Genomic DNA, 24,072 nt, shown 5'->3' with positions numbered 1-24,072 from the left:
GATGTGGAACGCATAATTTTGTTCGATCTTCTGAGGGAAGTGCGGATATGCATGCGCTCGTATTGTTCAAGCAACAGCCGGGATCGCTGCATGGAAGCTGCAGGACGATGGCCTGCATGGCGGCTTATGACTCTAGATACCTATACGATCACACCTGAAACCAGCGAAAAAAAGCGCTTTTTAGGCAGTCGGAGCCGCCAGCGTATGGAGATAAACGACCAAGTTATCGGCATGAATCAAAGTTAGCCACGAGGCCACAATGAATCGTTTCTTCCCTGAAGGCGCCGCGAACTGGAGCAGGCTCCAGGATCTACCGAATCAGTCCTTTGTATGCGGTTTTTGCAATACGAAGGTGTCGTCAATCAAAGGTTACAAGCTTGGCCATCACGACGATGCCAGTGGACGACAAGTGGGTGGTTTGTACGTTTGCCCCAATTGCGGTGGCCCCAGTTTCTTTAGCCCAGATGGAAACCGATACCCAACTCCGGCGCTCGGAAATCCAGTTCAGCACGTTCCGCCTGACCTATATGCGCTCTATGAAGAAGCGCGGCGCTCATCTAGCAAGAACTGTTTTACAGGCGCGGTACTCTTGTGCCGCAAGATGTTGATGAACATCGCCGTCCAACAGGGCGCAACCGAAGGGCTGAAGTTCATTGAGTACGTTAACTATCTTGCAGACCAAGGGTTTGTACCGCCCAATGGAAAACACTGGGTCGATCACATCCGAAAGAAAGGAAACGAGGCAACTCATGAAATCGCGGTCATGGGGGAACAAGACGCCCGTGACCTGATCTCGTTTATCGAGATGCTTCTTCGATTTATCTATGAGTTCCCAAGCATGGTGCCTACGCAACCATGATTGGTCTAACCAATCATTCCATCGGACTTGCGCGAAACGCCGCGCGGGCCGCTCAGTTCAAATTTTAGCCCTCGTGCGCAACTATGGACCTATTGCATCAGATCAAGACAAAGATCAGTGCGAATCCCTCTTGGAAGGGAGCGCGGGGCATCGAATCAGTTTTAACTCATATCGAACTTGCAGAGCGGCATCATCAACGTGCAACGGCAACTCGGGATGAGCATCTTTTCACAGATTCTATTTATCGCACAAATCATGCGTTTGAAGGCATTCTCAAGGAGGCTTACATCCTGCTGGCTGGCGAATCTGCAGACAGGCGAACACCGAACGAAATTGAAGAGTACCTGTTGAATTGCAATGCGCTTCGACCCCGTGTCATTGACCAGCTGACTAACTATCGCAAGAACTGGCGCAATCCCTCCACTCACGACTACCAGCTCTTCTTTACTGAGCAAGAGAGCTTTCTGGCGATAGTCAACGTTTGTGCATTCGTCAGTATCTTGCTGGATCAGATGCTTGAGCGAGTCGCCTATCTGGAGAAGCTTCGCTCACTTGAACGGGCTGCCGTTCTAGCACGGGAACGCATCAAGGACTTCGATGCCATGCCGCCAATTGAGAAGGTTTGGCGACTTCTTGCCTCGTTCGCAGACCACTACATTGCCAACTTCAAAGACATGTCGATGCACCCGCGTCAGGTAACGAATGCGCAGATCGTCGCATTCTTGGAGCGGGTTGCTCCTGAACTGACGGTTCAGCAAGACTTCTCGTTGGTCGGGGATCCAGAGCCAGCTGTGTTTGATCTGGTTATTGGCGCAGACGGCACGTCTGTCGCTATCGAAACGAGAGAACCGCTCGTCCACGACGGAGAAGAGGAAGTCCTTAAGGAGGCTGCTACCTCCCAGCTCGAAGCAAGTCTTCGCACAGCGGGACTAACCGATGGAGTCGTCTTCTTCCTACCTGCCGGAGCCAATGAAGTTCCAATCGCAACCACAGCAAGCTCCTCGTGGCCGAAGGACCTTAGGTTACGTGTTGTCTACGGAGAGGACAGCGAGGAGGTAGAGAGCTGGGCAGCTGAATACGAAGCTATCAGCCTTGTGAATGAAGAGGGCTAACTCTTCGACAAAAAGAGACGCTCCGCCGAAAAGCTGGCTCCGAGCCCCTTTTCAGCATCGTTAGATATAAAAATAAAAATGTGTTTTGAACCTCGGTAGCAGCCCCCAACGGAATTGGAGGCAGGTCTTCATTTTATTCTGGTCTAAACCATAGACCCGATCTGGAACGTACGGTCCAGAGCTTCGCTTTGGGTTCCCGTCGCCAGCGGCTCCGGCCGCCCCTCAAGTCAAACGTTAACCTGGAATATGGGCCATGAAAGACTCCTCGGACAACGAGTCCAGAGAACCAAGCGATAGTAGAGATGCTGCTCTGACATTTTCAGAGGTCCTCGAGAGCGTTCCCCCAAACCAAGTCAAGTCGGTCGTAGATATCTCGGTACCCAATACGAGGATGCGATCAGGAGGTTACTCGACCGCAATAGCAACGCCTCAGCTTCAAATGCACTGCTCGAATGATTCCTGCAACGGCCCTAGGTTCTATCGTTGCATTAGTGAGCCGCAGTCGATTTCAACGCAGTGGACCAATCTTTATATCCGATATAGATGTTCGAACTGCCAAGAGAGCATCAAGATATTTTCTTTGCGTGCTCACCATCATGATGGTGCTGTAACTGGGCAGGTTGTAAAGTTTGGTGAGGTCCCAGCATTCGGCCCTCCGACTCCAGCACGTTTAATAAGCATGATCGGGCCTGATCGCGAACTTTTCTTGCAAGGGCGGCGCTGTGAGAACCAAGGCTTAGGGCTTGGAGCGTTTGTCTACTACCGACGGGTCGTTGAAGATCAAAAAGGCCGAATTATCTCAAAGATAATTGAAGTTGCGGAGAAGCTTGGCGTCGATGAAGAGGCGCGCCGTGAGCTCGAAGCTGCAAGAGATGAAACGCAATTTAGCAAAGCGCTGGCCAGCGTAAAGCACGGCATTCCACAGGCTCTGCTGATCAACGGCCATAACCCGCTCTTATTGCTACACAATGCGCTCAGTGACGGTGTACATGCGCGCAGTGACGCCGAATGTCTGGAAATCGCAGGTTATGTTCGCCTAGTCCTGGTTGAATTAGCTGAGAGACTGTCACAGTCTCTGAAAGACGAGGCAGAGTTGAATCATGCGGTATCTCGCTTGGCCTTTATCAAGCAGAAGGTCTAACCATCAGCTCAAGCCGACGAACCCCTCGCTGAGCAGGCGGCGCGCGCCTGAGCCGGACCGGGGCGTTACGGTTGTCATCACGTCACGCTCGTGATGGACTGCGATTAAGCCCCGTCGCGCGCCGCAAACTTGCGCCGCCAGTATTGCCAAGCCGGATACGCCACACAAACGGCGACGATGAGAATGAAGCCCATGCTCTGCCAGAAGGCGATGGGGTCGGTCGCCAGCACGTACTCGCGCGCCGGGCGGCGGAAAGCGATGCTGCCGGTGGCGATGGCGCGCGCCGCCATGCCGAGCAGTCCGACCGCCGGGGCAAACCACACCAGCAGACCCAGGGCGATGATCAGCCGGTCGAGCAGCGGCGTTGCGCGACTGCGGGGCCGCTCGATGCTTTCAACACCGTGCCATACGGCCAGCACACCCGCCACCGCGGTGATCAACGGCGAACCGGCCAGCACTGCGCCGAGCAGGGTGGTGGTGAGCTGCAGCCAGAAGCCTTCCAGTGGCTCGATGAACGCCCACACCGGGCCGATGTTGCGAAAGGCTGCGAGGGTGAGCGGCAGGGCGATCAGAAAGATGATCAGGGCACGAAAAGCCTGACGTCGACGGAAATCACCTTCGATTTCGTCGGGGCGGCGCTGCGGGAAGGGGAACATGGTGTGGCCGTGCTGGAATGTGCCGGCAGTCTATCCAAAATAGCCGTGCACGTACCAACCGCCATCACCCCGCAACTCGCGGAACACCCACCACAGCGCGTTTTCGCGGCTGCGGGCGACAAAGTATTCGCGGCACACGTCGTCGCCATCCCACCAGCCGGATTCGATGCGCTCCGGCCCGGCCACGAGTTGCAGGCCATGCAGTGAAATCAGAGGTTTCGGCGTTTCCAACAGCCAGGCCGGGCGATTGCCGGCCGGGCAAGCCTGCGCTGTCGGCCGACCCATTGCCGGTGACTTTCGGCAGGCCCGTTCCGGCCGGTGATCAGGCCACGGCGCGGGACGGAACAGCGCCTCGTCACCAAGGCGGGCGCGCAGGCGGTCGAGCAGCAGGGTGACGTTCTCGCGCACCTGGCCGGCGTCACCGAACAAGTCTGGCGTGTGGCCGGGGCGGGCCACCGGTGCATCGGCGAACAGGCGCACGGCTTCGACGGGGCCGAGCAGATTCAGCACGGACAGATGCTCGCGCGCCAGCAGCATCAGCCGGCTGGCGTCGCGCGAAGGCGAGCCGCTGACAATGTCGAGGCGGGTGGTGGCGCCGTCTTCGTGATCGAGCAGCAACTCAAAGCGGTCGCAACCGGCCTGCAGCCCATCGAGCCAGGCGGTCAGGCCGGCGATGAGGCGCCCCGTGACGAACAGCAACGGTTCAACCGTGTCCGCCGGCACCGGCAGCGGAATGCAGGCCGTGTGCTGCGCGGGCGGCACATGGCGCGGCCGCGGGTCGGGCGTTTCGCCACGCGCCAGCGCCAGGGCGCGCATCAGCGCCGTGCCCTGGCGCCGCGCCAGGCCTTCACGCGGCAGACGGCGGGCTTCACCCAGCTTGCGCAAGCCGATGCCGCTGAGCAGTTCCAGTGTGGCGTTTGAAACCTCGCTGCCGGCGCACACGACCTCCAGCGGCAGGGCATCGAGCGCGCTCTGCCAGCCGGGGTTGTCTGCAAGCAGCGTGTCGGGGCGTGCCAGCGCCAGCCAATGCGCGGCCAGCGGTGTGGGTGCCGCGGCAATGTTTGCGTGCAGGCCAAGTTCGGCCAGGCTGTGGCGCAATTCGCCCAGCAGCGGATCGAGCCCGCCAAACAGGCGCAGGCTAGCCGCAACCTCCAGCAACAGCGTGTGCGGTGGAGCGAGGCTGACGGCTGGCGTAAAGCGCCCGGCCCAGGCTGCAAGCTCGTGCAGCGTGGCGGCTTCAAGCGCGGCATTACGCTCACGCAGCAGCATGTCAGGCGCCAGGGCACGTGCGGCGGAAAGGCGTTCGCCCGCAGCTACGCCGAGATCCTGCGCGGCGGTGTTGGCCGCGACGATGCGCGCCGGCGGGCCGTAGTCGACCACTGCCAGCGCCGTGTCGTCAGGCGATCCGCGCGTGAATACCTGGAGGGCCAGATCGGGGCAGGTAAGGGCGATCCACAGCATGGTGAGGCGATTTCCAGGGGCGTTCGAGTGGCAGCAAGATTGGTTCAGCGGCAGCCGGGCCGCGGCGTTTGAGGATGTCCACGCGCAGACCGTTTGCAGCGCCGGACAACTGCAGGCGCAGGCTGGCCGGGGAGGGCTGACGCGCGGCCTGAGCTGGGCGGAACAGGAACAGCGGCGTGCCGGAATCCTCAGCCGCCAGTTGCAGGCGGCGCAACGCTGCGGTGTCGGGACGATCGAGCCAAGCCAGCACGCAGTGACAGGCCGTTGAAGTGAGCGCCTGACGCGTCGCCCACAGCGCGGCGGCGCGCGTTTCGGGGCGGATCACCAGCAGTTGCTCAAGGGCCATATCGCGCGCGACCAGCGCTGGCGCATAGGGCAGCCAGGGCGGAGCTACCCACAGGTTCAGCGACGGTGCGACGGCGAGTGCAAGCAGCGGCAGCAGCAGTTCGATTTCGCCGACACCGGGGGTGTCGAGCAACAGTTCGACGATGCTGCCGCGCGGCCATCCGCCGCCCGGCAACTGGGCGTCGAGCGCAGCGAAGCCGGTCGGCAGGCCAGGTGCTGCGGGGCGGGCAAGGTGCTCGCCGGTCCACACCAGACCGGCGGGCAGTGATTCAAGGGCGAGGGCCACTGCATCTCCCGGATCAGGCCGGCAGCCCGTTGCGGATCAGGCCGACCACCACACCTTCGATGGCCAGCGACTCGCGCCGGGTGTCGACCACGATGGGCGCGAATTCGGCGTTGGCCGGCAACAACTGCACGATGGCGCCGCGACGGCGGAAGGTCTTGACCGTGACTTCGTCTTGCACGCGCGCAACCACGATCTGCCCGCCGCGCGCTTCGGGCGTGGCGTGCACGGCGAGCAGGTCGCCGTCGAGAATGCCGGCGTCGCGCATGCTCATGCCGCGCACGCGCAGCAGGTAATCGGCGCGCGGCGAGAACAGTGCGGGGTCGATGGCATGGCGCGATTCAACGTGTTCGATGGCGAGCAGCGGCGAGCCGGCGGCGACGCGACCGATCAGCGGCAGCCCGACGCCGTCGGCCAGCCGGATGCCACGCGCACGGCCTTCTTCCAGCACGATGGCGCCTTTGGCAGCGAGCGCACGCAGATGGGTCTCGGCGGCGTTCGGCGAGCGAAAACCGAAGGCCGTGCACAGCTCGGCGCGGGTTGGCGGGCGGCCGCTGCGCGATACGGTGTCGCGGATGAAATCGAGTATTTCCTGCTGACGCGCGGTCAGCGCGCGGTCGGAAGAGGACATGCGAGGGCCTGTCTCGGAGGGTTGCCGGGGACTGTAATTTTAAACAGTAATGCGCGTCACGCAAGACCCGCCGGCGGGTTTTCCCTGCTTGAGCGAGATGGGATGCTGGTCTATTCCTTTAGTACCAAGACGGTCCGGAGGAGGCCACCATGCCAGTCCATGCTGCGGTCCATTTGCCTGGAGTTCGAGCCGGTTCCGGGCTAGAATCGCGCCCACGTCAGGAGGGCCGAACGCTGCGCGTTGGTGATCGAGCCCCGGATTTCGCTCTGCCCGATGCCGACATGGAGGTCTTCGATCTCGCAGCCATGCGCGGCATACGTAACGTGGTGTTGTACTTCTATCCGCGCGACAACACGCCGGGATGTACGCGCCAGGCGGTCGATTTCAGTGATCACGTGGATGACTTCGAGCGCTTCGATTGCAGCGTGGTCGGAGTCAGCCCGGATGATTGCCTGACCCACGCCGAGTTCCGCGACCTGCATGGTCTGTCGGTGCGCCTGCTGTCAGATGAGGACATCGATATCTGCAGACGCTACGGTGTATGGGAGTCACGTACGGTCGACGGCATTGTCCGGACCGGCGTGACGCGGACAAGTTTCGTAATCGACAAGCAGGGTGTCGTCCGCCACATATTTCGCAACGTTGCGCCACGTGATCACGTCGCCGAAGTCCTGCAAACTCTCTGCAAACTCTGAACGGAACCCGCATATGCAAATCATCAAGAACACGGTCGTTACGCTGGACTACAAGGTCATGGACAGCGACGGCAACCTCATCGACGACGGCAAGAACCCGCTGGTGTATCTGCACGGCGGCTACGACGGCATTTTCCCGATCATCGAGGAAGCGCTGCACGGCAAGAACACCGGTGAGAGCTTCACCCTCAAGCTGCAACCGGAAGACGCTTTCGGCGACTACGACGAAGAGCTGGTCATGATCGAGGGCCTTGAACAGTTCCCCGAGAACATCGAAGTCGGCATGGCTTTCGAGCGCGTCGGTGAAGACGGCGAAGAAGACATGGTCTACCGCATTACCGACATCCAGGACGGCAAGGTCGTGGTGGATGGCAATCACCCGCTGGCCGGCATGTCGCTGGTGTTTGACGGCAAGGTCGCCGATGTACGCGAAGCCACCGCCGAAGAGCTGTCGCACGGCCACGTGCATGGCGCCGGGGGCCATCACCACTGAGCGGTTTTGCCGCTTGCCAGAAGGCCGCGTAAGCGGCCTTTTTTGTTGGCGCACAAACGGAGCGACATTTTCCACGTGAGAGGCGTGGTTTTTGTCACGACCGAGCCGGGGTGCCGCTGCCCGAAATGGCTGATATGGCACAATTCGCCATCAATCAAGGGAAACAGCCGCGTGGATCAAGTCACCGCATGAAGGTACTGGTCGTAGAGGATACCGTCACCAGCGCAACGCTGATTTGCCAGATGCTTGGCAAAATGGGGCTTTCCACCGTACATGCGCGCAACGGCGAGGAAGGCATCAAAGCCTTCATGCGGGAGAAGCCCGATCTCGTTCTGCTCGATGTGATCATGCCGGACCTGGACGGCTTCGACGTGGCACGGAGCATTCGCAAGCGCGAGAAGGGGGTCGAATGGACCCCGATCATTTTCCTGTCTGCACGCGCCAACGATGAAGACCTCGCCCACGGCATCGCCGCCGGCGGCGACGACTACCTGATCAAACCCGTGTCCGAGATCGTGCTGCGCGCCAAGGTCGACGCCATGCGGCGCATTGCCACCATGCGCACCACGCTGGTGGAACTGACCCGCAAGCTCGACGAGGCCAACCGCGAGCTGGAACGCCTGAATGCCATCGACGGACTGACCGGGGTGGCCAACCGGCGGCGTTTCGACGAGGCGCTGCAGCATGAGTGGCGGCGGGCCGCCCGCGGCTCGCATCCGCTATCCCTGCTGCTCATTGATGTCGACGAATTCAAGCCTTTCAATGACGGCAATGGCCACCTTTCCGGCGATGAATGCCTGAAGGATCTGGCGCGTCTGCTGGAAGCTTCGCTCAAGCGCCCCTCAGATCTGGTGGCACGCTATGGTGGCGAAGAGTTTGCCGTGATCCTGCCGGAAACCGACCCCGATGGCGCTTTCCAGGTCGCAAACACCCTGGTTGCTGCCGTTCGGGAAGCCGCGATTCCGCACGGTTACTCCTCGGTATCACCGTTCCTGACCATCAGTATCGGCGTCGCCACCGCGGTGCCGGAGCGCGGTGACGAGGCAGGCCATGAAATGCTCATCACCGTCTCGGACGAGGCCTTGTACAAGGCCAAGCATGCCGGCCGCGACCGCATCGTGCAGGCCGACTGAAGCTCTTCAGAAGTTGTCCTTCCAGGCTCTCAGGCGGGTAAAGCAGTCTTGCGCATCGCGCGGCTGAGCCCCTGAATGACCTGTCACGCTGGCAATCACCGCAGCATTTTCGATACGCAGAAATGGATTGATCGCGCGTTCGCGCTCGATGGTGCTCGGCAGCGTTGGCTCGCCCGCTGCTCGCAAGGCCTTGCAGTGCTTGAACCAGGCATCGCGCTCGGCATTGTCCGGCTCTGCAGCACACGCAAATTTCAGGTTGGCCAGCGTGTACTCATGCGTGCAATACACGCGGGTCTCGCCCGGCAACTGCTTCAGGCGCTCAAGCGAAGCATGCAGTTGCTCTGCCGTGCCCCCCAGCAAACGGCCGCAGCCGGCCGAAAACAGCGTATCGCCGGGGAACAGCATGCCGTGACCGAGGAAGGAGATATGCGTTGCCGTATGGCCGGGCACTTCGAGCACCTCGAAGCGCAATCCGAGTTCGGGTACGGCGATCTGGTCACCATCGGCCACGCCCGCGGTAACCCCGCGAATATCGTGGGCGGCAGGGCCGTAAACCGGGATGTCGCGCCGCGCCGTCAGCGCAGCGATGCCGCCGGTGTGGTCGCTGTGATGATGCGTTATCAGAATTGCGGTAAGGTCGATGCCGTTGTCCGCAAGCCAGTCCTCAACGACCTGCGCATCGCCCGGATCGACCACCGCGGCCAGATTGCCCCGGCGCAGGGCCCAGATGTAGTTGTCGTTGAATGCGGGGAGCGGCAATACGGCCAGATCGCCGCTATCGGAAGCAGGAAAATTCATGTCGTCCAATGCAAGTCTGTCGGAATGGTTCGTAAGCCCCCAGGGCGGATACGTGCTCGCACGAGAGCAGGAATGCATCGACGCCGTGGTGGCGGATGTGTTTGGTTATAACGCATTGCAGCTGGGCCTGCCAATGCACGACCTGCTGCGCGCCAACCGCATTGCCCACCGCTTCGCCTGCGATCGGGACGGACCGGCAGCGGTGCGAGCCGACCCACTTGAGCTGCCGTTTGCCACGGCCAGCCTGGATTTGGTGGTGCTGCCGCACGTACTGGAGTTCGCGCGCCATCCGCACCACATCCTGCGCGAAGTCGAACGGGTTCTGGTGCCCGAGGGCAGCATCGTCATTGCCGGTTTCAATCCGTTCAGCCTGTTTGGCGCGCGCCGATTGTGCTCACGCGGGCGCGGTCAATATCCGTGGCGCGGGCATTACTTTTCGGTTCCGCGCCTGCGCGACTGGCTTACACTGCTCGGCTTCGAAATCGAGGTCACCCGTTTCGGCTGCCATGCGCCACCAGCACGCTCGCCGAAATGGCAGGAACGCTGGCAGTTCATGGAGCGCGCCGGCAAGCGCTGGTGGCCCGTGTGTGGCGGCTTCTTCGTGATTCACGCCGTGAAGCGCGTGCAGGGCATGCGTCTGATCACCCCGAAGTGGCGTGACCGCAAGGCATCGGCCAAGGCACTGGCCCCGATTGCGCGCGGTCGGCGCATCGCACAGAAAAACAGGACATAAGGCAAGGCATGACGGACAGCGTCGACATCTACACGGACGGGGCCTGCAGCGGCAACCCCGGCCCTGGCGGCTGGGGCGCGATCTTGCGCGCGGGCGGCCACGAGAAGGAAATCTGGGGCGGCGAAGCCCACACCACCAACAACCGCATGGAATTGCTAGCGGTGATCCGGGCGCTGGAGTTGCTCAAACGACCGGTTTCGGCGCGCGTGCACACCGACAGCCAGTATGTGCAGAAAGGCATTTCGGAGTGGATTCACAGCTGGAAGGCGCGTGGCTGGAAAACCGCGGCCAAGGCGCCGGTGAAGAACGCCGATCTGTGGCAGGAGCTTGACCGCGCCGCAAGCGCGCACCAGATCCAGTGGATCTGGGTGAAAGGCCACGCCGGCCATGTCGAGAACGAACGCGCCGACGCGCTGGCGCGACGCGGCGTTGAATCGATCCGCGGCAACTGACGGAGACGCAGCCTTGAGACAAGTCCTGCTCGATACAGAAACCACCGGCCTCGACTGGCGCAACGGCCATCGCGTGATCGAGATCGGTTGCGTGGAGATGCTGAACCGCAGCCTTACCGGCCGGCATTACCACGTCTATCTGAACCCGGAACGTGAGATCGACGCTGAAGCCGAGGCAGTGCACGGCATCAACCTCGACTTCCTGGCCGACAAGCCGAAGTTTTCCGACATTGCCGGCGAATTCGAAGAGTTCGTGCGCGGCGCTGAATTGGTGATCCACAACGCGCCGTTTGACGTTGGCTTTCTCGACAACGAATTGTCGCGTCTGGGGCGGCAGAAGCTCGCGACGATCTGTGCCGGTGTCGTCGACACACTGCGCATGGCGAAGGAGCAGAACCCCGGCAAGAAGGCCTCGCTCGACGCCTTGTGTGATCGCTACGAGATCGACAACGGGCATCGCACACTGCACGGCGCGCTGCTCGATGCGGAGATTCTGGCCGAGGTCTATCTGGCCATGACGCGCGGCCAGGAGAGCCTGATCATCGGGCTCGACGATAGCGGCCCGGCCCATGGAGCCGATTCGACCGTAGTTTTGGCTGAGCGGCCGGCGTTGAAAGTGCTGCGCGCCAAAGAGGCCGAGTTGGAAGCGCATCAGCGCGTGCTGGCGGAAGTCACCAAGGCTGCAGGCGGACGTTGCTTGTGGGCGCCGACTGACGGGACGTAGCTAAACGCTCAGAACGTCAGCACGCCCCCCGGCACCTGGCCAGCCTGTTCCAGCCGCGAAACAGTCGGCAGCAAATCCAGCCCGGTGCGGGCTTTCAGCGCCCGCGCACGTTCGCGCATGTCGGCCATCTGCAATTCGATTGGCTCGCCGACCGCAGCAAACACGATGACGTTGCCGCTGTCGCACGACGGAAAGGCCAGCACACGTTCGCCGAAGACCTCGCAGATGCGCGCCAGACTGGCGTCAAAACCCCGCGAACTGCCAAACAGATTTACGGCCATCAGGCCGCGCTGACTCAGCCGCGCCCGCACGGCCGAGTAGAAGGCCACCGTATCGAGCGCGCCGCTGCGTGCTTTGGCGTCGTAGCCGTCCACCAGGATGTAGTCGAAACGCCGTTCGCCATGCTGGATGTACTCGGCGCCATCCCCGATCTCGACGGTCAGTCGCAGGCCGGGCTCGGGCAACTCGAAGAAGTGGCGCGCTGCGGCCACCACGCGCGGCTCGATCTCGACCACATTGAGGCGGGTTTGCGGGCAGTGGTGATAGATGAAGCGGGTCATCGAAGCCGCGCCCAGACCGATGGCCAGCGCCGTGCGCGGCCAATCCTGTTCGCTCAGCAGGAGGCCGGCCATCATTTCGCGGGTGTATTGCAGTTCCAGCGCGTTCGGGTCCTGCAGGCGCATGGCGCCCTGGATCCAGTCGGAACCGAAGTGCAGATAGCGCACGCCGGCTTCTTCGCTCACATCGATCTGGGTTGCCACGGTTTCAGAGCATTCGCTTGAGCAGATACAGCCGCTCCAGCGCGTCGCGCGGGGTCAGGCTGTCGGGGTCGATTTCGTCGAGCGCGGTCAGTACCGGATGGGACAGGGTCTGCGGCTCGTCGTCGGGCAGATCGGCAAACAGGTCCGATTGCGGACCGCCGCCGACCTCGCGGTTTTCCAGCGCGCGCAGGCGTTTGCGCGCCTCTCGGATCACCGGCGCCGGCACGCCGGCCAGCGCGGCGACCTCGATCCCGTAGCTCTGACTCGCCGGGCCTTCCTCGACGGCATGCAGGAAGACGATGCGGTGGGCGTGCTCGACGGCGTCCAGATGCACGTTCACGCACTCGGCAAAATCGGTGTTGAGACGCGTCAGCTCGAAGTAGTGCGTTGCGAACAGCGTCTGGCAGCGATTGTGGGCGAGCATGTGGCGCGCGATCGAAAAGGCCAGCGCCAGACCGTCGAAGGTCGAGGTGCCGCGGCCGATTTCATCCATCAGCACCAGACTGTGCTCGGTCGCCCCGTGCAGGATGGCGGCGGCCTCGGTCATTTCGACCATGAAGGTCGAGCGGCCGGAAGCGAGGTCATCCGACGCGCCGATACGCGTGAAGATGGCGTCGGTCGGGCCGATGCGCGCTGCCGCAGCGGGGACGAAGGCGCCGACATGCGCCAGCAGCGCAATCAGCGCAACCTGCCGCATGAAGGTCGATTTACCGCCCATGTTGGGGCCGGTGATCATCAGCATGCGGCGCGTGGGGCCGAGCCGGCAGTCGTTGGCGATGAAATTGTCGACTTCACGCTCGACCACCGGATGGCGACCGCGCTCGATCTCCAGCCCCGGCTGATCGACGAATACCGGCCGGCTGTAGTTGTAGCGCAGCGCGATCTCGGCAAAGGCGCCAAGCCCGTCGAGCAGAGCCAGCGCGCGCGCGATGCGCTGCAGCGGCGGAATTTCGCCGGCCAGCGCTTCGAGCACTTCGTCGTAGAGCATCTTCTCGCGCGCCAGCGCTCTGTCCTGAGCGGACAGCGCCTTGTCTTCGAAGGTTTTCAGCTCGGGCGTGATGTAGCGCTCGGCATTCTTCAGCGTCTGGCGGCGGCGGTAATCGTCCGGCACCTTGTCGGCTTGCGCGCGGCTGACCTCGATGTAGAAGCCATGCACACGGTTGTATTCCACCTTCAGGCCGGCAATGCCGCTGCGCTCGCGCTCGCGCGCTTCGAGCGCCATCAGGAATTCGCCGCAGTTGCTCTGGATGTCGCGCAGTTCATCCAGCTCGGCATCGAATCCGGGCGCGATCACGCCGCCGTCGCGCACCATGGCGGCCGGTTCGACATCAATGGCGCGCGACAGCAACTCGAACGCGCGATCCGGGCGGGCGATGTCGGCGCGCACGCCCGACAGCAGCTCGGAATCGGATTCGCCGATGGCCGCCTGCAGCGTCGGCAATGCGGCCAGCGCATCGCGCAGCGCGGAGAGGTCGCGCGGTCGGGCGCTGCGCAAGGCCACGCGGGCGGTGATGCGGTCGACGTCGGCGATGCCCTTCAATGCGGTGCGCACGTCGCCCAGCCGGCGTCCGTCGCCTTCGCCGATCAATGCCGCCACGGCCGCATGCCGCCGGGCCGCAAGCTGCCGGTCGCGCAGCGGGTGGTGCAGGGCGTGGCGCAGCCAGCGCGAGCCCATGCTCGTGGCGCAGCAGTCGAGCAGCGAGAGCAGGGTGGGCGAAGCTTCGCCGCGCAGGGTTTCGGTGAGTTCGAGATTGCGCCGCGTGGCCGCATCGAGCCGCAAATACGCCGATTCGCGCTCAACGTGCAGCGCGGTGACGTGCTCGAGGGTCTGGCGTTGCGTGCCGCGTGCGTACTCGAACAACGCGGCCAGTGCAGCCAGCCCGGCGGCTAGTCCTTCAGCGCCGAAACCGGCCAGGTCCTGCGTACCGAAGTGACCGGTCAGCAGGCGCTCGCCATTGCCGGCGTCGAACTGCCATTCGGGCAGACGGCGCGGTGGCGGGGTGAGGGCGCTGAGAAAGGGCAGGCTGAGCCCGTCGGGAATCAGCACCTCGGCCGGACGCAGGCGCTCGAACTGGCTCTGCAACTGCTCAGCCGGGCATTCCATGGCGCGAAGGTCGCCGTTAGCCAGATTCAACCAGGCCAGACCCAGCGTGCCGCGCTGCAGGGTCAGCGCCAGCAGCAGCGCATCGCGCCGGTCATCGAGCAGGGCGGCGTCGGTCAGCGTGCCGGGCGTGACGATGCGGCTGACCGCACGCTCCATCGGCCCCTTGGTAGCGCCGGGCTCGCCGACCTGCTCGGCGATCACGACCGATTCGCCCATCTTCACCAGTCGCGCCAGATACTGCTCGACTGCATGAAAAGGCACGCCGGCCATCTTGATCGGCTGCCCGCTGGACTGGCCGCGCGTGGTCAGCGTGATGTCGAGCAGGCGCGCGGCCTTCTCGGCATCCTCGAAGAACAACTCGTAGAAGTCCCCCATGCGATAGAACAGCATCAGGTCGGGGTACTGCGCCTTGAGACGCAGATACTGCTGCATCATCGGCGTGTGGCCGGCGATGGAGGCTTCGTCGAAGGCGGGTTTGGCGGCGTCTCGGCTCAAGGCGGGCAGATGCTCAGTTGCTGCCCATGTGCGATTGCACGATCGGCAACAGTTGTGCGAAGACCTTCGGCGTGCCGGCCACTACGCGGCCGGTATCGAGGTAAGCGCTGTTGCCACCGAAGTCGGACACCAGGCCACCGGCTTCCATGATCAGCAGCGCGCCGGCTGCCATGTCCCAGCTGCTCAGGCCGGCTTCCCAGAAGCCGTCGAGGCGGCCGCAGGCGACATAGGCCAGGTCCAGTGCAGCGGCACCAGGACGGCGAATGCCGGCGGTTTTCTGCGACAGTTCGCGGAAGGCGCCGATATAGGCTTCGATGTTGTCGTTCTGACGGTACGGGAAACCGGTGCCGATCAATGAATCCATCAGCTTGATGCGACGCGAAACGCGGATGCGGCGATCGTTCAGGAAAGCGCCGGCGCCCTTGGAGGCGGTAAACATCTCGTTGCGCACGGGATCGTAGATCACGGCCTGTTCAAGGACGTTGTTGCGCGCCAGCGCGATCGAGATCGCGTACTGCGGAAAACCGTGGATGAAGTTGGTGGTGCCATCGAGCGGGTCGATGATCCAGCAGTACTCCGACTCGCCGGAACGGCCTGACTCCTCTGCTAGAATCGCGTGCTCCGGATAGGCCTCGCGCAGCACTTCGATGATCGCGACTTCGGCGGCGCGATCGACTTCGGTAACGAAATCATTGGGTGATTTCGATTGCACGGTGAGCAGATCAAGCTGCGTGGAAGCGCGGTTGATTACACTCGCGGCGCGGCGGGCAGCCTTGACGGCGATGTTCAGGGTCGGATGCATGGAACGGGTTCTCGGTTGCTGCGGATACACCATTGGAAGCCGCAGAAATGATGATCTTGGATAGCCGCGCATTCTAACCGCAAACCCCTTCTTACGGTCCCGAATGCGGCACCGTGGAACCCGAATCAGGTATCCGATGCAAGACACTCCTCTGCTCGAGCGCATTCGCGTGGTCCTCACGCGCACCAGCCACCCTGGCAACATCGGCGCCGCAGCGCGTGCGATGAAAACCATGGGGCTGTCGCGCCTCGTGCTGGTCGCGCCTGATTCCTTCCCTGATCCGGTCGCCGACGCCCGTGCGTCCGGCGCACTGGACGTGCTGAACAACGCCGTCGTGGTGCCGACGCTGGCCGACGCACTCGAAGGCACGGTCTTCTCCGCGGCACTCACTGCGCGCCGACGCGAGCTGTCGCTGCCGCTGCTGATGCCGCGCGAAGCCGCGCCCGAGTTGGTGCGCTATGCGCAGGGCGGCGATGTGGCGCTGGTGTTCGGCACCGAGTCGAGCGGGCTCACCAACGACGAGGTGGCGCTGTGCGGCATGCCGGTGACGATTCCGGCCAACCCTGCGTACTCCTCACTCAACCTGGCCGCCGCCGTGCAACTGCTTTGTTATGAGCTGCGCCTGGCCGCTCTTGATGAGTCTGCGCCGCAGATGCCGCCGGAAGACGCCGCACGGTTTGAAGATGTGGAAGGCTTCTACGGCCACCTCGAAGAAGCCATGCGTGACTCGGGTTTTTACGACCCGGCCACTTCGCGCCGCCTGTTGCCGCGCCTGCGTCGGCTGTTCGGGCGAATTCGCCTGGAGCGCGACGAGATCAACATCCTGCGCGGCATCGTGGCTGCATTGCAGCGCAAACCTGATTAAAATACTCGACTATTGAAATCGTCCCGCTCCGCCCGCAGTTATGGGCGTACGAGCATTTTTCCGGGAGACACCGTTCATGTTCAGCCGTCTGCGTGAAGACCTTGCCAGTGTCCGCGAACGCGACCCCGCCGCGCGTTCGACCTGGGAGGTGCTGACGTGCTATCCCGGCGTGCATGCGCTGGCCATGCACCGCTTCGCCCACTGGGCCTGGAAGCGCGAGCTTTACTGGCTGGGGCGCTTCGTCAGCCACATCAGCCGCTTCCTGACCGGTATCGAGATTCATCCGGGCGCGGTGATTGGTCGTCGGGTGTTCATCGATCACGGCATGGGCGTAGTCATTGGCGAAACCGCAGAGGTCGGAGATGACTGCACCATCTATCAAGCCGTCACGCTCGGCGGCACCTCGCTGTATCGCGGCGCCAAACGCCACCCGACCTTGGGCAAATGTGTGGTGGTCGGCGCAGGCGCCAAGGTGTTGGGGGGCTTCGAGGTCGGTGACAACGCCAGAATCGGGTCCAACGCCGTCGTGATCCGACCGGTGCCGGCGGGCGCTACCGCGGTCGGCAACCCGGCGCGCATTCTCGACAACGAACGCAAGGAAGAGCGCGACGAGCGTGACGCGGAGCGCGAGAAGAAGGCCGAGCAGATCGGCTTCTCGGCCTATGGCATCACGCGCGGCATAGACGATCCGCTGGCCAAGGCGCTGCATGCGCTGCTGGACCATACGGTCGAGACCGACAAGCGTTTTCACCTGCTGGTCGATCGCCTGCAGAAGGCGGGCATCCAGATCGATGAGACGATTGAAAAAGACGATGATTTCGATGCCGGCCGGCTATCGAAAATGGTGGATTAACGCGGGTTCCAGTAGTTGACCGTTTTTGTCGGGAACCGGTATAGTTGACCGAAACCATCAGGTATTCCACCGACCCGCTGCACAGCACGAGGACCCACCATGAGACTGACCACAAAAGGCCGATTCGCGGTAACCGCGATGATCGATCTTGCATCGCGTGAAGGCGAAGGGCCCGTCACCCTGGCGGGCATCGCTGAGCGTCAGAAGATTTCGCTCTCTTACCTCGAACAGCTCTTCGGAAAACTGCGTCGCTACAAGCTGGTTTCCAGCGTTCGAGGCCCGGGCGGCGGTTACCGACTTGCGCGCGACATGGACGGCATCACGGTTGCCGACATCATCGTCGCCGTGGATGAACCGCTGGATGCCACGCAATGCGGTGGCAAGCAGAATTGTCATGACGAACAGCGCTGCATGACACACGATCTGTGGACCAATCTGAACAAGCGTATGTACGAATATCTGGACTCGGTCACGCTCTTGGCGCTGGTCAATCACGAGATCAAGGCCGACTCTGAAGTCAACGTCATCAAGGACGTACGCCGCCGCGCGACGATTTCGCTGCGCGAGGCCGCTGCGGTCTGAGAAACGCCATGTTTGCCCCGACCTACCTCGACTGGAACGCCACCACGCCGCTTGATCCGGTGGTGCGCGAAGCCATGCTGCCGTGGCTTGACGCTCGCTTCGGCAATGCGTCGAGCCGGCACGAGTACGGTCGTCAGGCGCGTGCCGCGATTGACGAGGCTCGGGCACAGGTTGCTGCAGCCGTTGGCGCGCATGCCACAGAAGTGGTCTTTACCAGCTGCGGGTCGGAAGCCAACAACCTGTTCATCAAGGGTGTTGCCGCATGTCGCAAACCGGGTCTGGTGGCGATCAGCGCCATTGAACATCCGTGTGTGCGCGAGCCCGCCAAGGCTTTGCGCCGGGCAGGCTGGACGCTGCGAGAGATCGCGGTGGATTACGCCGGCCGAATTGACGCTGCCGACTGGGCCGAGGTGCTTGAAGCCAAGCCGGCCATCGTGTCGGTAATGCTCGCCAACAACGAAACCGGCGTGCTGCAGGCGATTGACCGCCTCGCGCCGGAAGCGGGCAGGGCGGGAGCCTGGTTCCACACGGACGCTGTGCAGGCGTTGGGCAAGATTGCAGTGGATTTCCGCCGTCTCGGCGTGCACGGCTTGACGGTTTCGGCCCACAAGATCGGCGGCCCGCTGGGCGCCGGCGCACTGATTCTCGACAAGAGGGTTGAAGTTGCGCCGTTGATCGCCGGCGGAGGCCACGAACGCGGGCTGCGTTCCGGCACCGAGAACGTCGCCGCCATCGTCGGATTTGGCGTGGCATGTGAAGTTGCAGTGAAGCGAGTCGAAATGGAAGCGCGCCGCCTGACGGTCTTGCGTGAGCGACTGGAGACCTCGCTGGCTGGTCTGGGTGCGCGCATTTTCGCGCTGGACGCTGAGCGCTTGCCGAACACCAGCTTCTTCACCATCGAAGGCATTGATGGTGAAACCCTGGTCGCCAAGCTCGATCGTGCCGGTTTTGCATGCGCCAGTGGTTCGGCCTGCTCCAGTGCCAACCCGGAGCCGTCGCACACGCTGATGGCGATGGGCGTCGAACCTGAACTCGCACGCAACGCCTTGCGCGTCAGCCTCGGGCGCAGCACCACCGCTGACGACATTGAACGCTTTGCCGCCGGCTTTGCCCGGCAGGTACAGGAACTGAGAAGTCTGGCCGCGATTGCGGTCTGAACAACGACAACACCAGGTTTTACGGAGAAACACGATGCTGAAGTTTCCGATCTACCTCGACTATTCGGCCACCACCCCGGTGGATCCGCGCGTTGCAGCGAAGATGATCCCGTGGCTGACCGAACAGTTCGGCAACCCGGCGAGCCGCTCGCACGCTTACGGCTGGGAAGCCGAGAAGGCTGTCGAAGATGCGCGCGGAGAAGTCGCTGCGCTGGTCGGTGCCGATCCGCGCGAGATCGTGTGGACCTCGGGCGCCACCGAATCGAACAACCTCGCCATCAAGGGCGCGGCGAACTTCTATCAGGGCAAGGGCAAGCACATCATCACGCTCAAGACCGAGCACAAGGCGGTACTCGACACCGTGCGCGAACTCGAGCGTCAGGGCTTTGAAGCCACCTATCTCGACGTGCAGGAAAACGGCCTGGTCGACCTCGATGCGCTGAAGGCCGCGATCCGCCCGGACACCATCGTGATCTCGATCATGATGGTCAACAACGAGATTGGCGTGATTCAGCCGATCGCCGAAATCGGCGAGCTCTGTCGCGAGAAGGGCATCGTCTTCCACGTCGATGCCGCGCAGGCCACCGGCAAGGTCGCCATCGACCTGAACACGCTGAAGGTCGACCTGATGTCGTTCTCGGCCCACAAGACCTACGGCCCGAAAGGCATCGGTGCGCTGTACGTGCGCCGCAAGCCGCGTGTGCGCCTGGAGGCCCAGATGCACGGCGGCGGCCACGAGCGCGGTCTGCGCTCGGGCACGCTGGCCACGCACCAGATCGTCGGCATGGGCGAAGCGTTCCGTCTGGCGCGCGAGGAAATGGCTAGCGAGATGGAACGCATTCGCAGCTTGCGCGACCGTCTAATGAACGGCTTCAGCGACATGGAAGCGGTCTATGTGAACGGCGACGCTGATCATCGCGTGCCGCACAACCTGAACATTTCCTTCGCCTATGTCGAAGGCGAGTCGCTGATCATGGCGATCAAGGATGTCGCGGTGTCGTCCGGCTCGGCCTGCACCTCGGCCAGCCTGGAGCCGTCCTACGTGCTGCGCGCGCTGGGCCGCAACGACGAACTGGCGCACAGCTCGATCCGTTTCACGATCGGCCGTTTCACCACGGTCGAAGAAATCGATTTCACCATCGATCTGCTCAGGAAGCGCATCGGCAAGCTGCGCGAACTCTCCCCGCTGTGGGAGATGGTGCAGGAAGGCGTAGACCTCGATACCGTACAATGGGCGGCTCACTGAGCCGGCCGGAAACCGAAGGAGATTCACCATGGCATATAGCGAAAAACTTCTGGACCACTACGAGAACCCGCGCAACGTCGGTTCGTTCGCCAAGGACGATGACGGCGTAGGTACCGGCATGGTCGGTGCTCCGGCCTGTGGCGACGTGATGAAGCTGCAGATCAAGGTCGGCGCTGATGGCGTCATCGAGGACGCCAAGTTCAAGACCTACGGCTGTGGTTCGGCCATTGCGTCGAGCTCGCTGGTGACCGAATGGGTCAAGGGCAAGACCGTTGATCAGGCGCTCGAGATCAAGAACACCGCGATCGCCGAAGAACTGGCGCTGCCCCCGGTCAAGATCCACTGCTCGATCCTGGCTGAAGATGCCATCAAGGCGGCTGTGGCCGACTACAAAAAGAAGCGCGAAGTCTGAAAACGGAGGCCAGCATGGGTGTAACCCTTAGCGAAAAAGCTGCACAGCACGTCAGCAACTACCTCTCGAAGCGTGGCAAGGGCCTCGGCATCCGCCTCGGCGTGCGCACGAGCGGATGCTCGGGTATGGCCTACAAGCTGGAGTTCGTTGACGAGCAGCAGCCCGAAGACTTCGTGTTCCAGAGCCACGGGGTGAGTGTCGTGGTCGACCCGAAGAGCCTGCCGTACCTCGAAGGTACCGAGCTGGACTTCGTGCGCGAAGGGCTCAACGAAGGTTTCAAGTTCAACAACCCCAACGTCAAGGACGCCTGCGGTTGTGGCGAGAGCTTTAACGTCTGAGCCCTGATGACCACTGATCTGCAGCAGGATTTCTTCGCCCTTTTCGGATTGCCGCGCCGTTTCCGCATCAAGGAAGCGGCGCTCGAAGCGGCGTACCACGAGCTGCATACGCGTGTTCATCCTGATCGCCACGCTCATCTGCCGGATGCGGACCGTCGCCGCGCCATGCAGTGGGCCACGCGTGTCAACGAAGCCTTCAGCACGCTGAAAGCCCCGCTGGCGCGCGCTCGCTATCTGATCGAGTTGGCCGGCATCGATCTCGGCATCGAAACCAACACCGCGATGTCTCCCGCCTTTCTGATGGAACAGATGGAATGGCGTGAAGCAGTGGAGGAGGCCGAAACGGCCGCTGACGCGAGTGAACTTGAGCATCTGCATCAGCGCCTGCGTACCCAGACCCGCGAACTGCTCGGTGAGTTGGAACGCCTGATTGATGATGAGCAGGCCTACGGCGAAGCCGCCGATACCGCGCGCCGGCTGATGTTCCTCGACAAGCTCAGACACGAAATTGACGACGCCCTCGAGGCGCTGGACAACTGATGGCATTACTTCAGATCGCCGAGCCCGGCCTTGCGGCCGAGCCGCACAAACACAGGCTTGCGGCGGGCATCGATCTCGGCACCACCAATTCGCTGGTCGCTTCCGTGCGCAGCGGTACGACCGACTGTTTGCCCGACGAGCAGGGCAGGGTGATCCTGCCCTCCGTCGTGCGCTACCGCGCCGATGGCGCTACCGATGTTGGCCACGAAGCGGCCGCAGCGGCAGCGACGGACCCGCGCAACACCATAGTCTCGGTCAAACGCTTCATGGGCCGCGGCCTGAGCGACGTCCGGCATGCCGCGTCCGCGCCCTACGATTTCGTCGAAGGCGAGGGCATGCTGCGCATCCGCACCGCTCAAGGTGTCAAGAGCCCGGTCGAGGTGTCGGCCGACATCCTGCGCACGCTCGCGCGCCGTGCCGAAGCCACCCTCGGCGGCGAGTTGACCGGCGTGGTCATCACCGTGCCGGCCTATTTCGACGACGCTCAGCGCCAGGCCACCAAGGATGCCGCGCAGCTTGCCGGCCTCAACGTGTTACGCCTGCTCAACGAGCCGACGGCGGCCGCCGTGGCCTATGGCCTCGACAACGCTTCCGAAGGCGTCTATGCCGTGTACGACCTCGGCGGCGGCACCTTCGACATTTCCATTCTCAAGCTCTCGCGCGGCATTTTCGAAGTGCTGTCGACCAACGGTGACAGCGCGCTTGGCGGCGACGATTTCGATCACTGTGTGTATGACTGGGTGTGCGAAACCGCCGGTGTCACGCCCGCTGACGAACGCGACGTGCGCGCCTTGCTCGACGCCGCGCGCAATGCCAAGGAAGCACTGACTGGCGCCGAAGCAGTCGTACTGCGCCTCAGCCTGTCGTCCGGCGAAAAGGTCGAGCTCGATATCTCGCGTGAAACCTTCGAGCGCATCAGCGCCGATCTGGTCAAGCGCACGCTATCGCCGGTACGCAAGGCGCTGCGTGATGCCGACCTGGGGGCCGAAGACATCAAGGGTGTGGTGATGGTCGGCGGCGCGACGCGCATGCCGCAGATCCAGCGCGCCGTAGCCGAATACTTTCAGTGCGAACCGCTCAACAACCTCGACCCCGACCGGGTGGTGGCGATGGGCGCAGCCATTCAGGCCAACGTACTCGCCGGCAACCGCCAGGACGGCGAAGACTGGCTGCTGCTCGACGTCATTCCGCTGTCACTGGGGCTGGAAACCATGGGCGGACTGGTCGAGCGCGTCGTGCCACGCAACTCGACGCTGCCGACTGCGCGCGCGCAGGAGTTCACCACCTTCAAGGACGGCCAGACCGCCATGGCCATCCACGTCGTGCAGGGCGAGCGCGAACTCGTCGCCGACTGCCGATCCTTGGCACGCTTCGAACTGCGCGGCATTCCGCCGATGACGGCAGGCGCGGCGCGCATCCGTGTGAGCTTTCAGGTCGACGCCGATGGCCTGCTGGCGGTATCCGCCCAAGAGCTGTCCTCGGGTGTCGAGGCCAGCGTGGCGGTCAAGCCTTCCTATGGTCTGTCGGACGACGAGATCGCCGACATGCTGCGCGCCGGTATGGAACACGCCGGCGAAGACATGAACGCGCGCGCGCTGCGTGAGCAGATCGTCGAGGCCGACCGCGTCATTGAAGCCACGCAACACGCGCTGTGGATCGACGGCAAACTATTGTCGGCCGACGAACGCGCAGTCATCGATCAAGCCATTGCCGAATTGCGCGAGCTGCGCGACGGCACTGACCACCGCGCCATCAAGGCCGGCATCGAAACCCTTGCCCATGCGACCGACGCCTTCGCCGCGCGCCGCATGGACCAAAGCATCCGGTCGGCACTGGCCGGCCGCAACGTCAACGAGATCACCACATGACCCAGATCATCGTCCTGCCGCATGTCGAGCTGTGTCCCGACGGCACGGTCATCGAAGCCGAACCCGGCGTCACCATTTGCGACACCTTGCTCGCCAACGACATCGACATTGAGCATGCCTGCGAGAAGTCCTGCGCCTGCACGACGTGTCACGTCATCGTGCGCGAAGGCTTCGGTTCGCTCAACGAAGCGACCGAAGATGAGGAAGACATGCTCGACAAAGCCTGGGGCTTGGAGCCGCAGTCGCGCCTGTCGTGTCAGGCCAAGGTGGCCGACACCCCGTTGGTGGTCGAGATCCCGCGTTACACCATCAACATGGCCCGGGAGCATCACTGATGAAATGGACTGACGTACAGGAAATTGGTATCCAGCTGGCCGACCGTCATCCGGAGGTTGATCCGCTGAAAATCAACTTTGTCGATCTGATGAACTGGGTGGTCGCGCTGCCCGAATTCGACGACGACCCCAAACATTGCGGAGAACGCATTCTCGAAGGCATCCAGCAAGCCTGGATTGACGAGATGGACTAAAAAA

General features: G+C 62.7%; 28 protein-coding genes. 20 read left to right on the top strand and 8 right to left on the bottom strand.

Annotated elements, in window-relative coordinates:
• The first annotated feature begins 259 nt into the window (after nucleotides 1-259).
• The 3 genes from AC6H0N_RS07180 (at nucleotide 260) to AC6H0N_RS07170 (ending at nucleotide 3,112) form a co-directional block, all read left to right on the top strand.
• Entirely contained in the window at nucleotides 260-859 is a 600-nt protein-coding gene (locus AC6H0N_RS07180) for a DUF4145 domain-containing protein (RefSeq protein ID WP_497573415.1), read from the top strand.
• Between the two features lie 83 nt (nucleotides 860-942).
• Nucleotides 943-1,971 carry a hypothetical protein gene (locus tag AC6H0N_RS07175; RefSeq protein WP_497573414.1) on the top strand — a complete coding sequence of 343 codons (1,029 nt, stop codon included), beginning with the start codon at nucleotides 943-945 and terminating at the stop codon, nucleotides 1,969-1,971.
• Nucleotides 1,972-2,650: 679 nt separating this feature from the next.
• Nucleotides 2,651-3,112: a hypothetical protein gene (locus AC6H0N_RS07170; protein WP_497573413.1), complete on the top strand. Its 462-nt coding sequence runs from the start codon at nucleotides 2,651-2,653 to the stop codon at nucleotides 3,110-3,112.
• Nucleotides 3,113-3,216: 104 nt separating this feature from the next.
• Here AC6H0N_RS07170 and AC6H0N_RS07165 read toward each other — a convergent pair whose 3' ends face one another.
• From AC6H0N_RS07165 to lexA, 4 genes are read right to left on the bottom strand one after another with little or no spacing between them, the layout of a single operon-like run.
• Nucleotides 3,217-3,768 carry a hypothetical protein gene (locus tag AC6H0N_RS07165; protein WP_497573412.1) on the bottom strand — a complete coding sequence of 184 codons (552 nt, stop codon included), beginning with the start codon at nucleotides 3,766-3,768 and terminating at the stop codon, nucleotides 3,217-3,219.
• A gap of 30 nt (nucleotides 3,769-3,798) precedes the next feature.
• A complete protein-coding gene (locus tag AC6H0N_RS07160) occupies nucleotides 3,799-5,229 on the bottom strand; it encodes a Y-family DNA polymerase (RefSeq protein ID WP_497573411.1) in 1,431 nt (476 codons plus the stop codon).
• A complete protein-coding gene (imuA, locus tag AC6H0N_RS07155) occupies nucleotides 5,165-5,860 on the bottom strand; it encodes a translesion DNA synthesis-associated protein ImuA (RefSeq protein WP_497573410.1) in 696 nt (231 codons plus the stop codon). The genes AC6H0N_RS07160 and imuA overlap by 65 nt, the downstream gene beginning before the upstream one ends.
• Before the next feature lie 13 nt (nucleotides 5,861-5,873).
• On the bottom strand, nucleotides 5,874-6,488 hold the full coding sequence (gene lexA / locus AC6H0N_RS07150) for a transcriptional repressor LexA (RefSeq protein ID WP_497573409.1): 615 nt from the start codon (nucleotides 6,486-6,488) through the stop codon (nucleotides 5,874-5,876).
• A gap of 233 nt (nucleotides 6,489-6,721) precedes the next feature.
• Between lexA and AC6H0N_RS07145 the strand changes: the two genes are divergently transcribed.
• The 3 genes from AC6H0N_RS07145 to AC6H0N_RS07135 all read left to right on the top strand — a co-directional run bounded on the left by AC6H0N_RS07145 (nucleotide 6,722) and on the right by AC6H0N_RS07135 (nucleotide 8,809).
• Nucleotides 6,722-7,183, top strand: a complete 462-nt coding sequence (locus tag AC6H0N_RS07145) for a peroxiredoxin (protein WP_497573975.1) — start codon at nucleotides 6,722-6,724, stop codon at nucleotides 7,181-7,183.
• 13 nt (nucleotides 7,184-7,196) lie between these two features.
• Nucleotides 7,197-7,676: an FKBP-type peptidyl-prolyl cis-trans isomerase gene (locus AC6H0N_RS07140; RefSeq protein WP_497573408.1), complete on the top strand. Its 480-nt coding sequence runs from the start codon at nucleotides 7,197-7,199 to the stop codon at nucleotides 7,674-7,676.
• 188 nt (nucleotides 7,677-7,864) lie between these two features.
• Nucleotides 7,865-8,809 (top strand): GGDEF domain-containing response regulator, encoded by a 945-nt coding sequence (locus AC6H0N_RS07135; protein ID WP_497573407.1) that lies wholly within the window; start codon nucleotides 7,865-7,867, stop codon nucleotides 8,807-8,809.
• A gap of 6 nt (nucleotides 8,810-8,815) precedes the next feature.
• Here AC6H0N_RS07135 and gloB read toward each other — a convergent pair whose 3' ends face one another.
• The gene (gloB, locus tag AC6H0N_RS07130; RefSeq protein ID WP_497573406.1) at nucleotides 8,816-9,607 is read right to left on the bottom strand and encodes a hydroxyacylglutathione hydrolase; all 792 of its coding nucleotides are present in this window, start codon (nucleotides 9,605-9,607) and stop codon (nucleotides 8,816-8,818) included.
• On the opposite strand from gloB, the gene AC6H0N_RS07125 reads away from it, so the two are divergent.
• The 3 genes from AC6H0N_RS07125 to dnaQ are packed head-to-tail and all read left to right on the top strand — an operon-like array spanning nucleotide 9,606 to nucleotide 11,516.
• Nucleotides 9,606-10,340 (top strand): class I SAM-dependent methyltransferase, encoded by a 735-nt coding sequence (locus tag AC6H0N_RS07125; protein ID WP_497573405.1) that lies wholly within the window; start codon nucleotides 9,606-9,608, stop codon nucleotides 10,338-10,340. The genes gloB and AC6H0N_RS07125 overlap by 2 nt on opposite strands.
• A gap of 8 nt (nucleotides 10,341-10,348) precedes the next feature.
• On the top strand, nucleotides 10,349-10,792 hold the full coding sequence (gene rnhA / locus AC6H0N_RS07120; protein ID WP_497573404.1) for a ribonuclease HI: 444 nt from the start codon (nucleotides 10,349-10,351) through the stop codon (nucleotides 10,790-10,792).
• Nucleotides 10,793-10,805: 13 nt separating this feature from the next.
• Nucleotides 10,806-11,516, top strand: a complete 711-nt coding sequence (gene dnaQ / locus AC6H0N_RS07115; RefSeq protein ID WP_497573403.1) for a DNA polymerase III subunit epsilon — start codon at nucleotides 10,806-10,808, stop codon at nucleotides 11,514-11,516.
• An 8-nt stretch (nucleotides 11,517-11,524) separates the two neighbouring features.
• Here dnaQ and AC6H0N_RS07110 read toward each other — a convergent pair whose 3' ends face one another.
• The 3 genes from AC6H0N_RS07110 to AC6H0N_RS07100 form a co-directional block, all read right to left on the bottom strand.
• Nucleotides 11,525-12,277 carry a fused MFS/spermidine synthase gene (locus AC6H0N_RS07110; RefSeq protein ID WP_497573402.1) on the bottom strand — a complete coding sequence of 251 codons (753 nt, stop codon included), beginning with the start codon at nucleotides 12,275-12,277 and terminating at the stop codon, nucleotides 11,525-11,527.
• 4 nt (nucleotides 12,278-12,281) lie between these two features.
• Nucleotides 12,282-14,813 (bottom strand): DNA mismatch repair protein MutS, encoded by a 2,532-nt coding sequence (mutS, locus tag AC6H0N_RS07105; RefSeq protein ID WP_497573974.1) that lies wholly within the window; start codon nucleotides 14,811-14,813, stop codon nucleotides 12,282-12,284.
• A gap of 76 nt (nucleotides 14,814-14,889) precedes the next feature.
• Nucleotides 14,890-15,678, bottom strand: coding sequence for an inositol monophosphatase family protein (locus tag AC6H0N_RS07100; RefSeq protein ID WP_497573401.1), 789 nt, complete (start codon nucleotides 15,676-15,678; stop codon nucleotides 14,890-14,892).
• Nucleotides 15,679-15,814: 136 nt separating this feature from the next.
• Between AC6H0N_RS07100 and AC6H0N_RS07095 the strand changes: the two genes are divergently transcribed.
• The 11 genes from AC6H0N_RS07095 (at nucleotide 15,815) to iscX (ending at nucleotide 24,068) form a co-directional block, all read left to right on the top strand.
• A complete protein-coding gene (locus AC6H0N_RS07095; RefSeq protein ID WP_497573400.1) occupies nucleotides 15,815-16,543 on the top strand; it encodes an RNA methyltransferase in 729 nt (242 codons plus the stop codon).
• Between the two features lie 40 nt (nucleotides 16,544-16,583).
• Complete coding sequence (gene cysE / locus AC6H0N_RS07090; protein WP_497573399.1) at nucleotides 16,584-17,396, top strand: serine O-acetyltransferase; 813 nt, start codon at nucleotides 16,584-16,586, stop codon at nucleotides 17,394-17,396.
• Nucleotides 17,397-17,495: 99 nt separating this feature from the next.
• Nucleotides 17,496-17,978, top strand: coding sequence for a Fe-S cluster assembly transcriptional regulator IscR (iscR, locus tag AC6H0N_RS07085; RefSeq protein ID WP_497573398.1), 483 nt, complete (start codon nucleotides 17,496-17,498; stop codon nucleotides 17,976-17,978).
• 8 nt (nucleotides 17,979-17,986) lie between these two features.
• Nucleotides 17,987-19,135: a cysteine desulfurase family protein gene (locus AC6H0N_RS07080; RefSeq protein WP_497573397.1), complete on the top strand. Its 1,149-nt coding sequence runs from the start codon at nucleotides 17,987-17,989 to the stop codon at nucleotides 19,133-19,135.
• Between the two features lie 34 nt (nucleotides 19,136-19,169).
• Complete coding sequence (locus AC6H0N_RS07075) at nucleotides 19,170-20,381, top strand: IscS subfamily cysteine desulfurase (RefSeq protein ID WP_497573396.1); 1,212 nt, start codon at nucleotides 19,170-19,172, stop codon at nucleotides 20,379-20,381.
• Between the two features lie 28 nt (nucleotides 20,382-20,409).
• Nucleotides 20,410-20,793 carry a Fe-S cluster assembly scaffold IscU gene (gene iscU / locus AC6H0N_RS07070; RefSeq protein WP_497573395.1) on the top strand — a complete coding sequence of 128 codons (384 nt, stop codon included), beginning with the start codon at nucleotides 20,410-20,412 and terminating at the stop codon, nucleotides 20,791-20,793.
• A 14-nt stretch (nucleotides 20,794-20,807) separates the two neighbouring features.
• The gene (gene iscA, locus AC6H0N_RS07065; RefSeq protein ID WP_497573394.1) at nucleotides 20,808-21,131 is read left to right on the top strand and encodes an iron-sulfur cluster assembly protein IscA; all 324 of its coding nucleotides are present in this window, start codon (nucleotides 20,808-20,810) and stop codon (nucleotides 21,129-21,131) included.
• 6 nt (nucleotides 21,132-21,137) lie between these two features.
• Nucleotides 21,138-21,671, top strand: coding sequence for a Fe-S protein assembly co-chaperone HscB (hscB, locus tag AC6H0N_RS07060; RefSeq protein ID WP_497573393.1), 534 nt, complete (start codon nucleotides 21,138-21,140; stop codon nucleotides 21,669-21,671).
• Nucleotides 21,671-23,539, top strand: coding sequence for a Fe-S protein assembly chaperone HscA (hscA, locus tag AC6H0N_RS07055; protein WP_497573392.1), 1,869 nt, complete (start codon nucleotides 21,671-21,673; stop codon nucleotides 23,537-23,539). The genes hscB and hscA overlap by 1 nt, the downstream gene beginning before the upstream one ends.
• Nucleotides 23,536-23,874 carry an ISC system 2Fe-2S type ferredoxin gene (gene fdx, locus AC6H0N_RS07050; RefSeq protein ID WP_497573391.1) on the top strand — a complete coding sequence of 113 codons (339 nt, stop codon included), beginning with the start codon at nucleotides 23,536-23,538 and terminating at the stop codon, nucleotides 23,872-23,874. The genes hscA and fdx overlap by 4 nt, the downstream gene beginning before the upstream one ends.
• Nucleotides 23,874-24,068: a Fe-S cluster assembly protein IscX gene (gene iscX / locus AC6H0N_RS07045; protein ID WP_497573390.1), complete on the top strand. Its 195-nt coding sequence runs from the start codon at nucleotides 23,874-23,876 to the stop codon at nucleotides 24,066-24,068. The genes fdx and iscX overlap by 1 nt, the downstream gene beginning before the upstream one ends.
• Nucleotides 24,069-24,072: the final 4 nt, after the last annotated feature.

It is taken from the genome of Pseudazoarcus sp. NS34 (assembly GCF_059703725.1).
Note: the sequence above shows the minus strand (reverse complement) of the source record. Positions and strands in the feature narration are given on the sequence as shown.